Source organism: Streptomyces sp. NPDC056231, assembly GCF_048270745.1.
Classification (GTDB): domain Bacteria; phylum Actinomycetota; class Actinomycetes; order Streptomycetales; family Streptomycetaceae; genus Streptomyces.
In genome coordinates, this window is sequence record NZ_JBLVKW010000089.1 from 17555 (window position 1) to 29490 (window position 11936).

The 11936-nt window shown below is 68.3% G+C and carries 8 protein-coding genes and 3 pseudogenes; 7 read left to right on the forward strand and 4 right to left on the reverse strand.

Annotation, left to right across the window (positions count from 1 at the left end; translation table 11 throughout):
- Positions 1–43: 43 nt before the first annotated feature.
- The gene (locus ACNPQM_RS37765; RefSeq protein WP_418087502.1) at positions 44–2440 is read right to left on the reverse strand and encodes a ricin-type beta-trefoil lectin domain protein; all 2397 of its coding nucleotides are present in this window, start codon (positions 2438–2440) and stop codon (positions 44–46) included.
- A gap of 770 nt (positions 2441–3210) precedes the next feature.
- Between ACNPQM_RS37765 and ACNPQM_RS37770 the strand changes: the two genes are divergently transcribed.
- Together ACNPQM_RS37770 and ACNPQM_RS37775 are read left to right on the forward strand one after the other, a co-directional pair.
- Positions 3211–4134, forward strand: coding sequence for a hypothetical protein (locus tag ACNPQM_RS37770; protein ID WP_418087503.1), 924 nt, complete (start codon positions 3211–3213; stop codon positions 4132–4134).
- 191 nt (positions 4135–4325) lie between these two features.
- Complete coding sequence (locus tag ACNPQM_RS37775) at positions 4326–5003, forward strand: response regulator (protein WP_418087504.1); 678 nt, start codon at positions 4326–4328, stop codon at positions 5001–5003.
- Positions 5004–5027: 24 nt separating this feature from the next.
- On the opposite strand, the gene ACNPQM_RS37780 is transcribed toward ACNPQM_RS37775, so the two are convergent.
- Positions 5028–6239, reverse strand: coding sequence for a sensor histidine kinase (locus ACNPQM_RS37780; protein ID WP_418087505.1), 1212 nt, complete (start codon positions 6237–6239; stop codon positions 5028–5030).
- 342 nt (positions 6240–6581) lie between these two features.
- Between ACNPQM_RS37780 and ACNPQM_RS37785 the strand changes: the two genes are divergently transcribed.
- Both ACNPQM_RS37785 and ACNPQM_RS37790 read left to right on the forward strand, forming a co-directional pair.
- Entirely contained in the window at positions 6582–8804 is a 2223-nt protein-coding gene (locus ACNPQM_RS37785; RefSeq protein WP_418087506.1) for an MMPL family transporter, read from the forward strand.
- A gap of 84 nt (positions 8805–8888) precedes the next feature.
- Positions 8889–9029, forward strand: a complete 141-nt coding sequence (locus ACNPQM_RS37790) for a hypothetical protein (RefSeq protein ID WP_418087507.1) — start codon at positions 8889–8891, stop codon at positions 9027–9029.
- A gap of 7 nt (positions 9030–9036) precedes the next feature.
- Here ACNPQM_RS37790 and ACNPQM_RS37795 read toward each other — a convergent pair whose 3' ends face one another.
- The gene (locus tag ACNPQM_RS37795) at positions 9037–9435 is read right to left on the reverse strand and encodes a hypothetical protein (protein ID WP_418087508.1); all 399 of its coding nucleotides are present in this window, start codon (positions 9433–9435) and stop codon (positions 9037–9039) included.
- A gap of 73 nt (positions 9436–9508) precedes the next feature.
- Between ACNPQM_RS37795 and ACNPQM_RS37800 the strand changes: the two genes are divergently transcribed.
- The 3 genes and pseudogenes from ACNPQM_RS37800 (at position 9509) to ACNPQM_RS37810 (ending at position 11310) form a co-directional block, all read left to right on the forward strand.
- The gene (locus ACNPQM_RS37800) at positions 9509–10510 is read left to right on the forward strand and encodes an Lrp/AsnC family transcriptional regulator (RefSeq protein WP_418087509.1); all 1002 of its coding nucleotides are present in this window, start codon (positions 9509–9511) and stop codon (positions 10508–10510) included.
- Between the two features lie 28 nt (positions 10511–10538).
- Positions 10539–10730, forward strand: a pseudogene (locus ACNPQM_RS37805) (IS5/IS1182 family transposase); the annotation flags it as partial.
- A 104-nt stretch (positions 10731–10834) separates the two neighbouring features.
- Positions 10835–11310: pseudogene (locus tag ACNPQM_RS37810) on the forward strand (Wadjet anti-phage system protein JetD domain-containing protein).
- Between the two features lie 441 nt (positions 11311–11751).
- Here ACNPQM_RS37810 and ACNPQM_RS37815 read toward each other — a convergent pair.
- Positions 11752–11936 (reverse strand): annotated as a pseudogene (locus ACNPQM_RS37815) (hypothetical protein); the annotation flags it as partial.

Below are 11936 nucleotides of genomic sequence, written 5' to 3' on the forward strand. Positions count from 1 at the left end.
CGATCGGGTCAGGCGCAGGTACGGGTTCGCGCGCCCGGCCCAGCTACGGCAGCGTCCAGCGCTGATACGCCTTGGTGCCGTCGCAGTCCTGGATCACCAGTTGCTGCGTCACGTCGGATCCGGGCACCGCGAGGCACCGCCCGGACTGCTGGCCCTGGAGCGTGCCGTCGGCCTGGGGCACCCACTGTTGGTTGCCGCCGCCGTTGCACTCCCACAGTTCGACCGGGGAGCCGTTGTCGGTGCCCGCACCGGTGACGTCCAGGCACTTGCCGGTCGAACTGCCAAGGCGTAGCTGTCCGTTGCCCCACCACCACTGCTGCCCGGCGCTGCCGTCGCAGTCGCCCGCCAGGGCCCGGGTGCCGTCGGCGTAGGAGCCGTTCTCCGCTTCGAGGCAGGTGCCGGTCAGGCCCGAGGCGACGGGGCCGACGTGCTGTGGCGAGAGTGCGCCCGGGGTGAGGGCGAAGTTGTCGAACTGCTGGGTCTGATAGCCCGTCACTCCGAGCCCGGCCTGGCCGCTGCTCAGGGAGTAGTCGGTGACGCTGCCGAGCTCTTTGCCGTCGACGGAGGCGGTCAGCTTGGTGTCCTGCAAGGTGAAGGCGAGGGTGTGCCACTTGTTCGGGCCGAGGGTGTTCGTCCGCCCCCCGGCGAGCCGGGTGAACTTCCACGTGGTGTCGCTCTTGTCGATCGACCAGGCGCCGTTGTTGCTCACGCGGAAGTGGTACGCGTTCAGGCCGTTGTTGTTGCGGCCCTGCTGACCGACCCGGCCGAGGAGTTCCACCGTGCCCTTCTCGCTGAGCAGGGTGTCCGCGGTGACGGTGTAGTTGGTCCAGGATCCGTCGCCCATGATCGAGTACGGCGCGTTGTAGGGTTCGTCCGTCCACCGGATTGGGCTGGTCGGCGCCATCTGACGCAGACACGCCCCGGGACGGCCGCCGCCGCACGCCGTGGTCTCGAAGGCGCCGTTCATGTCGGTGAAGTACCGGGGGCTCTTGGAGGCGGCCGGCTTGTCGAAGTCGTCGGAGTACGGCAGCTGCAGCGCGGCCTTGGCCGGGGAGGTCGCGGTGCCCTTGCCCTGGCCGGTGGTGGTCGTGAGGGTGTAGATGTGGCCGGGCTTGAGGATCAGTGAGTACGAGCCGTCCGAGGGCGTGATGTCCGCGCCCTGCACGAAGTCGTCGTCCGTACCGGCCGAGGCGACATCCGTGGACCAGACATGAACCGTTCCGGTCGAAAGACCGCCCCGGACGGTGAGGTTCACCGTCTGGTCCGCGGTGGCGTCCATCGTTTCGATGACCGTGGAGTAGTCGGAGCCGCCGGGCGACTTCAGCGTCACGTAGCTGCCGTTGGAGCGGTCACCGCCCAGATAGCCGCTCGCCGAGTCGATATAGCTCCAGCCGGGACGGGTGAACTGCGCGGTCTGCGCGGTCACCCAGGTCGTCGCGCCGATGTGGTATGCGCCGGACCAGGGCTGGTTGGCGATCGACATGCCGTCCGTGGAGAAGGAGAGGTTCGGGTAGAGCGCGGCGATCACCGGCCAGTTGACGAACGCGGTCATCCTTCCGTCGATGTAGTCGCGGTTGATGCCCCGGGCCACGGCCTTGGCTCCGCCGTCGGTGTCGAGGGACCCGTTCTCGCTGGCCCACAGCGGTTTGTCCATGGACTGGGCCACATCGCTGGAGGGGCAGGAGGTGAAGGAGCTCTGGTAGCCGCAGGGGTAGTGCGACCCGATGACGTCGACGGCGTCCTTGAACTCGCTGTCCATGGCCATCGCGTCGGCGACGTCCCAGCCGAAGCTCTCGGCCGCGACGACCTTGGTGCGGTAACCCTTCGCCAAGAGCGTCGACTTGAGCTTCTTGAACCAGTCGACGTTCCAGCCCCGCTCGTTCCAGCCGCCCACGTAGTCGACGGTCAGCCCGTGCTGCTTGGCGCAGCCGAACCAGGACATCAGGTAGTCGATCATGTCCTGCGACCAGAAGTTCCCGTTGCCGATCCATCCCGGCGCTCCCCAGGAGAGCGCCTGCAGCTTGATGTGGGGGTTGCGCGCCTTCGCCTGCTCGGCGAGCCACCACTCGTAGCCGCTATTACAGTCCACCTTGTCGCGGGTGTGCATATGGCTGGCCTCGGCGCCGTCGGTGGAGTTGGTGTCGCCGCCTACTTCCAGCTTCAGGAACTGCAGGGACGCGCCGTAGCCGGGCTTGAAGAGGTAGTCGAGGATCCGGCTGCGCTGGGGCTCGGGATAGTCGATCAGCAGCCGTGAGTTCCCGCCGCCACCGCTGATCGCGCCGATGCCGTCGAAGGTGCGGCCGGGCTGCGTGCCGTCGACGGTGACGGCCGTACTGGTGGCCGCATGGGCGCGCGGTGCGCCCCAGCCCGTCACAGCACCGAGGAGCAGTGCCAGGAGCGCGGCGAGCAACGCCGGCCTCCACTTGCTTGTCCAGGTCATGTCGACTCCGAGGTGGATGGGGAGTGCGTGATCGTTCCGAAAGGCACCGACTGTAATGTTCGGTTGTGGTGGATTACTGGAGGCACGGACAACACCATCCGCACCCCGGGTCGGGCTACGAATCATCGGAGCTTGACCCCGTTGAGTTGTATCCCTGCGACTCAGGTGACGCCATGGAGGAATGTCGAGCGACCTTGGACTTCTGCCCACCGAGTCGCCAACTCACTGGAAATCAAAGTCATTTGATGAAAGCGCTTTCTCTGGAGGTAACCGACCAGGTCGGATGGCCGTACGACGAAACGGAGTCGATCCATCCGATCTCCCGCGCCGCCCACCCACCGAGAAAGATGCGCCAAAACGCTTGACGTTCGACCAATCGAACAGTTCTCATGGGCGGCACAGTTTGATCGCGTTCTATTCTGATAGGCCATGTGGAGCCTCGAGGGCGCGATCACCCTTCGCTCTGCCTTCAGGAGCCGTCATGAGATTCCCTCCCGTCGCCACCCCCGCCCATGGCCCCGGGCGCCGGCATCCCACTGCCCTGACCGTTCCAGCGAATCCCTCTGTCGTGTCCTCTCGCAACGAAGCTTGAGTGACTCTCAGCGAAGGCTGGTGACAGGCGCCTTTCTCACCGATGGTTGAGCACACATGGTCTCGCTGCGGTAGCCGTCCTACGCCTGTGGAACCCGCGGCCCGACCCAGGCGGCGGGGTTCGATGCTGAGTATGAGTACTCATGTGCGCCAGGACGCCAGCTGACAGGCTCCGCGATATGGCGAGTGGCAGAGGGGCGCTGACGGCCCTGCATCTCTTCCTGGTCTGGGCGACGATGGCGGCCGTGGTGCCGGCGCTCGGTTTCGGGCTGGTGGTAACGGCCTGGGGTGGTGGGGCCGGTGCGACGGTGCCGATCTTCGCGTTGGGTGTGCCGTTGATGGTGGGCGTGCTGGCCACGGCGGGCGTGCCGGTGCGGACCGTGGTGCCGCTGTGCGGCTCCGTGCCGCAGCGGCTGGGCTGGGCGGTATTGGTCTTCGTCCTCGGTACGCTCGGCATCCTGGCTGGTCTGGCCGCCTACGGCGAAAACGTTGTCCTGGGGAGTGCCAGTACCCGGATCTTGCTGACAGGGGTGCCGTACGCCGTGGCCGCGGCGTTCTTCGTGCCGAGCCGGTGGGTGCGGCTCGGCACGCTGGCCGTACTGGCGGCCGGGGTGGCCTATGGGGGCTTCATCGGCCCGGCGCAGGCGCACCAGCGCCAGGACGAGGCGGAGGTCGCGCGGTACCGGGAGCATCCGGAGCTGCTGTACCTGGGCGCTGCGCCGCCGGGCATGCAGGTATCCCATGCCGAGGTCGGCCGTGCTTCCTTCGGCGTCGACTACCGCTCCGTCCGGGAGGGGTACGAGTTGGGGTACGTGGGCCTCACGGTGCGCCCGCCGCTCACGCCGGCACCCCGATGCGCCGAGCTCGCGGAGAAGGGCGTGGCCTGCACAGTAGATGCGCACGGCGAGATGCTCATGGTCCGCGACTTCCCCGGCGGAGGCCGCGCCGTCACCCTCATACGCCGCCACCGGAACGCGGAGGTCGAGGTCACCAGCCAGACCCTGGACGAAGCCGGGCTACGCCATCTCCTGAACACGCTGCACCCACTGTCGGACACAGAGCTGGAGAAGCTGATGCGGGAAAAGAAGATCGACCACTCCTGATCCATGCTCGCCCCGGGCCTCTGGCCATCCGCCAGCTCACCCTCGAAAACGACGTCCTGCGCAACAGTGCCACCCTCGTGGCTCTGCCCTCCGCGCACCAGGCATCAGGACCTGGCAGACCGTATTTGAGAGAGGGCTCGCCCCGGATCCCGTCCACCCGTGGTAGCGGGGGTCTGTGATAGGAACCGGTTGTGGCTGAGAGCTTGATCGACGTGGTGATCGCAGACGACCAGGAGCTGGTGCGCGCCGGGTTCGAGATGATTCTGGATGCCCAGCCGGGAATCCGGGTGGTGGGCGTGGCCGGTGACGGTGTCGAGTGCATTGATCTGGCACGGCGGCTGCGCCCGCATGTGGTGCTGGTCGATGTGCGGATGCCGCGCATGGACGGTCTGGAGGTCACCCGCACGCTCGCCGCGGAGCAAGCCGAATCACGACTGAACATCGTGGTGATCACGACGTTCGACCAGGACGACTACGTACGCGATGCGCTGCGCTTTGGTGCGTGCGGCTTCCTGCTCAAGGACGCTACGCCCGCGCTGCTCGTGGAGGCGGTGCGAGCCGCCTCACGGGGGGACGCGCTGGTGTCGCCCGCGGTGACGGTTCGCCTCCTGCGTCAGTTCGGCCACGGGCCGGCGGGGGACGGCGGGCGCGCCGAGGTGGGTGCGGCGGGGCTCAGCGGCCGTGAGGTGGAGATCGTGCGGCTGGTGGCGATCGGGCGCACCAATCAGGAGATCTGCGAGGAGCTGTTCCTGTCGCTGTCGTCGGTGAAGACGTACCTGGGCCGGATCCAGACCAAGCTGGGGGTCCGTAACCGGGTCGAGGTGGCGGCGTGGGCCTGGGAGTGCGGTCTGGTCACGTCCCGGCCGTGACCGCGGGCGGCCCGTGGACGCCGTTCAGTTGACGGCATGGGCCGGGTGGCGGGGCAGCCGTGCGGTGACGTGCCACAGGCCGGGGCCGGCGGGGCCTGCCTGGAAGGTTCCGTCGAGCGCCTCGATGCGTTCTTGCAGGCCGATGAGGCCGAGGCCGCCGCGTCCTCCGGCGGGGTTGGCGGGCTGGTGCTGGGCGGTGGTGTTGGTGACGGTGACGTGAAGCCAGTCGGGGTCGGCGTCCATGCGGACCGTCGCGCGTTGTCCGGGTGCGTGACGGTGGATGTTGGTGAGGGCTTCCTGTACCACCCGGTAGACGGAGGTCTCGACCTCGGGGCTGAAGCGTGTGCTGCGGGCGGCCGCGCTGACCTCCAGGCGGATGGGTGGGCTGTCGGGGTTGTGGCGGGTGAAGTCGGCGGTCAGTTCGCCAAGTTCGGCCAGGAGGTCGCCCGGCCGTAGGGCGGCGTGGTTGTCCTCACGCAGGACCCGGACGAGACGGCGCATGGACTCGAGGGTTTCGGTGCCGGCCTGGGCGATCGATTCCAGGATCGGTTCGACCTTCTCGGGAGCGGTGGCGTGGATGGTGCGGGCCGCGTTGGCCTGCACGATGATGCCGGTCATGTGGTGGGCGACCAGGTCGTGCAGGTCGCGGGCGAGCGCGAGCCGCTCGGCTTGGCGTACGTCGTGCACGGCGCGTTGTCGGCGGGCCTCCTGCGCACGCAGGGCGGAGCCGAGGATCACGCAGACGGCGAGCACCATGGTCAGGACGTATGTGCCTGCGACGAAGGTGTCCTTGGTGCGGTCGCGCAGCGGCAGCAGCAAGATCGCCACGATGAGCGGGGCGATGGTCCAGGCCGCTGTGCTGGCGGGCTGGATCTGGGCGAGCACCCGGATGACCAGGAGCAGTAGGGCCAGGGTCTCCAGGAATCCCCAGCCGGGCCAGTACTGCGGGGCGAAGAGGCAGACGCAGCTGAGGGCGATGGACATGGCTGCCACCAGCACGGCGCGCTGGGTGAGGGAGGGCATCCAGCGGTTGTCCGGGAGTGCCACGGCGGCCAGTGGTCCGGTGATAAACACGGGGATCCAGCTGGTGACGGCTGTGCTCGAGGCTGTCGCATCTGACGGGTGCTGCAAGAAGAGCACCGCGAAGTCGGCGAACCAGGTCAGGGTCAGTACGACGAGCGCGGCCACGGAGATGAGGCGTCGCGTCCCCGTCGAAAACGGAAGTGTTGAGTCCACACCTGTCAGCGTAAGAACCCGAACTGGTCGAAGGCTGTCGGCCGATCGGCCGACAGGACGTGTCACAGACCCTGCTTGGGGCTGACGTCGCAGGCCAGGGCGGGGGCTGAGGATAGAAGCACGGCGCTGGGCCCGGCCCCCGAGGCCCGGCGCCCGTCCAACGTCTTCGGCCCTCGACACGGACTCGGCGGCCGGAGCGCGCGCCGCGGCCTGTGGGGACGGCGCCCGGCGCGCAGGGCGGGGACCTGGGCGAGCGGCCCGATGGTCCCCGCCCCATCACCGGCCGGTGTTGGGGTTCTTCCTCTGCTCATCTCTCCTTCTCACGTTCGGAGTCTCTTTCTCATGGCCACGTTCCTGCACCGGGTCGGCCGCGGCGCCTTCAAGCGCCGCTGGCTGGTCCTGCTGCTCTGGGTCGTCCTGCTCGGCGCCGTGGGCGCCGCGGCGGCGGGCAGCAGCGGCAGCGCCAACTCGAGCATCACCCTGCCCGGCACCGAGGCGCAGAAGGCGTTCGACCTGCTCGGCAAGAAGTTCCCCGCGGCCAATGCCGAAGGCGCCAGCGCCCGCATCGTCATCCAGGCACCGGACGGAGAGAAACTCACCAGCAGGTCCCACCAGGCCGAAGTCGCCCAGCTGCTGAAGGACGTGCAGGGGTCGTCGTCGCAGATCGCCCAGGTCACCGACCCCTTCCAGGCCAAGACGATCAGTGTCGACCAGTCCACCGGCTACGCCCAGGTCACCTACAAGGCCAAGCCCGGTGACCTGACCGGCACCGACCACGACCGCCTCGATCAGGCCCTCGAAGAGGGCCGGGACCAGGGCCTGACCGTGGAGGCGTCCGGCAGTGCGCTCGCTCCTGCCGAGGCCAGCATGTCCAGCGAGGCCATCGGCTTCGTTCTGGCCGCTCTCATCCTGGTCATCACCTTCGGGTCGCTGGCCGCGGCCGGCATGCCGCTGCTGACCGCTCTGATCGGCGTCGGCATCACCACCAGCGCCGTCACCGCCCTGGCCGCCACCCTTGACCTCAACAGCAGCACCTCCGCGCTGGCCTCCATGCTCGGCATCGCGGTCGGCATCGACTACGCGCTGTTCATCGTCTCCCGCTACCGCTCGGAGCGCGCCGACGGTTACGACGCACCGGAGGCAGCGGCCCGTGCCAACGGCACCGCAGGCTCCGCCGTGGTCTTCGCCGGCCTGACCGTCGTCATCGCCCTGGCCGGCCTCGCCGTCGTCAATCTGCCGCTCCTCACGGCCATGGGCCTGGCCGCGGCCGGTGCAGTGACCATCGCCGTCCTGGTCACGATCACCCTGGTTCCGGCCCTGCTCGGCTTCGCACCCGAGCGTGCCCGCGGCCGTGCCGCGCGCAAGCAGCAGACGTCACCTGCCGTGCAGGAGACGCACGTCAAGCGGCCATTGAGCGAGCGGTGGGCGGCCTTCATCCTGCGCCGTCCGCTGAAGGTTCTCCTCGTCGCTGTACTCGGTCTGGTGGTTGTGGCCCTGCCCGCCACCAAGCTGGAACTCGGGCTGCCCGACGACGGATCGCAGCCGGCCTCCACCAGCCAGCGCAAGGCCTACGACATGCTGGCCGACTCCTTCGGTCCCGGCTTCAACGGCCCTCTCACCCTCGTCGTGAGCGACGACAATCCGGCCACGGCCAAGACCGCGGCCGGTGAGCTGGGCGATCAGATCAAGGGCATGGAGGGCGTCGCGACCGTCACCCCGGCCGCCTTCAACCCGGACGGCGACACGGCCATCCTCACCGTCATCCCCACGAGCGCCCCGGCCAGCGACAGCACCAAGAACCTCGCCCACGACATCCGTGAAGTCACCCACAACCCGGACAACACCGGCGGCGCCGAAGCTCTGGTGACCGGCACCACCGCCCTGAACATCGACGTCTCCGCCAAGTTCACCAGCGCGATCTTCCCTTACCTTGCGCTCGTCGTCGGCCTGGCGTTCCTCATCCTCGTCCTCGTCTTCCGCTCCATCCTGGTCCCGCTCAAGGCCGCCCTCGGCTTCCTGCTGTCGGTCCTCGCCTCCTTCGGCGCGCTTGTCGCCGTATTCCAGTGGGGCTGGCTCAAGGACCTCTTCGGGCTCCAAGTCACCGGACCGATCATGAGCCTGATGCCGATCCTCACCGTCGGCATCGTCTTCGGTCTCGCCATGGACTACCAGGTCTTCCTCGTCAGCCGCATCCGCGAGGCCTACGTCCACGGAGCTGAACCCCGCCAGGCCATCACCGACGGTTTCAAACACAGCGGCCGGGTCGTCACCGTCGCCGCACTGATCATGACGTTCGTCTTTGCCGGCTTCATCGGCGCCAACGAAGCCATGATCAAGGCGCTCGGCTTCGGACTCGCCATCGCGGTCCTCTTCGACGCCTTCGTCGTCCGCATGACGATCGTCCCCGCAGTCCTGGCCCTCCTCGACCGACGCGCCTGGACCCTGCCGAAGTGGATCGACAAGATCCTCCCGCACGTCGACATCGAAGGCGAGAAACTCGCCCGCCCCGCCCAGCCCACGGGCAAGCCGGCGGCAAAGGACCCCGCCTACAGCGCCCACCGCTGACCAGGCCGCATCAGGCGCCCGCACCCATCCACGGTGCGGGCGCCTCGCATTACATAGCCAGCGCACCGCCGTCGGGAGAACCTCATGCGCAAAGGCCCAGTCCTCATCCTCGCTGCAATCGTCGCCCTGGTCTGGCTGTCGAACTACACCGGCTTCCCCAAGGACGGAGTCTCCTCGCCCGGGGTGGCCAGGCAGTACTCCGGCACGCTGGGGGCTTGTGTCTGAATAACTGTCAGAGTTGATCTGTGCACGTGTCGTCGCGTGATGGTAGGCGTGCTTGCAGTTGGGCGAGGGTGCGGGCCGGGGTCCCGGGTAGCGGATTGACCGCGACGCGGTGCAGGTCCAGGAGGCGGTGGCCGTCTTGGAACTGGTTGGACAGGTTGGTGCGGCCGACATTCAGGAGCTGGGCCAGAAGTGTGCTGGTGACGGCCCTGCGGCGGCGTAACAGGGCGGTCAGTAGGCGGTGGTAGTGGTCGAGGCTGCTGGTCTGCGGGTGGAGGTAGCTGCGTGGGCGGTGGAAGCGTCGTTGGAATGCCGCCTCGGCCAGGGCATCCCAGTACGGTTCCGAGATGGCGACGAGGTGGTCGAAGGCGGGGCGTGACATGCCGGTCAGGGCTGGGTCGGTGAGCATCGCGGTCAGGGCGGGATCGAGCCGTTGTCGGCTTGGTTCCGGCTCGGGGAGCCGGGGTGCGACCGGTGCCAGGGTGGACGAGACGGACCTTGCGCTCGTCACCGCGCTGCAGACCACGCCGCGGGCCTCCTGGGCGCTGGTGGGCCGGGCGCTGGGCATCAGCCCGGTCACCGCCGCACGGCGCTGGGAGCGGCTGAGGAAGGCCGGGCTGGCCTGGGTGACCGCGTACGGCGGCGACTTCGTCGCCCGGCACCATGTGGTGGCGTTCGTCGAGGTGGACTGCATGCCCTCTCGGCTGTCCTCGGTGGTGGCCGGGCTGGTGGAGCAACCACAGGTGGCCAGCGTGGAACACACCTCGGGGCGGCAGGACCTGCTGCTCAACGTGCTGGTCTCGGACCTGGCAGCGCTCTCCCGGCTCCTCACCGAGGTGATCGGCCGCCTGGACGGGGTGCTGGCCACCCGCAGCCAGATCGTCACCGAACTGCTCACAGAGGGGTCCCGCTGGGACCTGCGGGCGCTGGACCGCGACCAGCGGCAGGTCATGCACGATGGCCGCGACAACCTGGCAGTCCAGGAGTCCGACCCCACCCCCGCACCCGAGGACATCCCGCTGATGCTGGCGCTCGGCTGCGACGGACGGCTCGGGTACCAGGAACTGGCGCAGCGTACGGGGCTGAGCGAGTCCACCGCACGGCGGCGCACCTCGCGGCTGCTACACACCGGAGTGCTGGTGCCACGGTGCGAGATCGCGCACTCGCGGTCCAACTACCCGGTGTTCGTCACCTACCGGATGAACGTCCCTTCGGCCGCGTTGGCGAGAGTGGGCGCGGCGCTGTCCGGGGTGCCGTCGGTTCGGATGTGCGCCTCGATCTCCTCGGCGCACAACCTGGTGGTCAACGGCTGGGTGCGGTCGGTGCCGGACAGCCGGCGACTGGAGGAGTACCTGGTCGAGAGGTTCCCGGAGATCACATTGGTCGACCGCTCACTCACGCTGGCGAACTTCAAACGCATGGGCTGGATTCTGGATGACGAGGGCCGGGCTGTGCGCCACAGCGTGACGGCGGCGCCCCTTTAAGACGGCTACGGCTGCGTATCCACGCGACGTCCACGATAGCCAGGCCCTGATCCCGCTCGTGCAGGGCATATCGCCGATCTGCTCCCGGCGCGGCCGACGGTGTCGCAGGCCGTGCAAGCTCCACGGCGACGAGGACTATGACGACGGCCACCTGCGGCGTTGGTTGCGCGGCTGCGGCATCACGCCTCGGATCACCCGCAAGGGAAGAGACTCCAGCCAACGGCCGCCTGCAGGAGAGCTCGGCGCCCGGACCCGGTTCCAGCTCGGCCTCCAGGCCAGCCGCCGCGGCTGGCTCTGAACCACGGCTCTGGTCGGGCCCGGGCAATGGGCGTGCGGGACGGGCCGGTGCGTGATCCGGCCCGCCCCGCACGGGTCTTCACCGTCTTCGTCCTGGAAAACGAAGTCAGGTATCTGTCCCTACCGCCCGTGCCCGACGCCATCGCCATCCTCGGCTCCGGATATGCCGCCACACAGCTGCGGCACCTCCCGTGGCTCGCCGACCTCGACCTCCACTATTGGGGTGACATCGACACCCACGGCTTCGCCATTCTCAGCCAGGTACGCGCTCGCTTCCCGCACGCCCGATCGCTCCTCATGGATACCACCACTCTCCTCACCAGGAGCATTGGGGCGAGGAGAGATCTCAGACATCGGCAAGCCCTCGGTATCTCAGTGATGACGAGGCGAAGCTGGAGCAGAGCCTCCATAACGGCACCTACCGACCCCGCCTGCGTCTGGAGCAGGAACGCATCCCCATGCGCACGGTTGAGAGAGCCCTCGATGCTGTTGCGGAGCGATGAAGCGCGAAGTGTGTGGAGACGGGAGGTGGGAGAAGCGGGTGCGCTGGTCAGACCGTGGGATTCGTAGCATGCGCCCCAGGTGTTGGGCCTGGCGAAGCGGAACCTCCCGTGCGCACGCCAGCACCGGACCTGGACCGCGCAACGAACCGCGTGATCACCCCAGACCCTGCCCCTGCACATCGCCCGTTCACGGCGAGACGGCTTCCGGCCTGCGTCCAGCGGCTTGTCTTTGACGCGGTGCGGGCGGATCGGGAAGCGTTGACCAGGGGGAATTTCTTCCCGGCGCGGACCGTAACAGACTCTTTTCAACTTAAAGGGGCACTCGCCACATCATGGTCACTGCCCCTCTCTTCTTGCCCGCACGCCACTGCTGCGGGCATTCAGCCTTGGGCGTGCACGGTAGCCGCGACGAGCGCAGGAGATGGGCGCTGCTGCGGGCGGTCAGCCGGCCACTGCTTCCTGCTGAGGCTCGACGGCAACAGGCTCCGAGACGTCTGCCGCGGTGTAGAAGACGGACGAGCCCTGCTTGGTGCGCTGAGCCTGGCTCTTGGCGACCAGCCCTTCGAGGGTGGTACGCACGACGGTGGTCTTGACGCCACGGTCAGGGTGGGCCTGCGCGAGCGCGG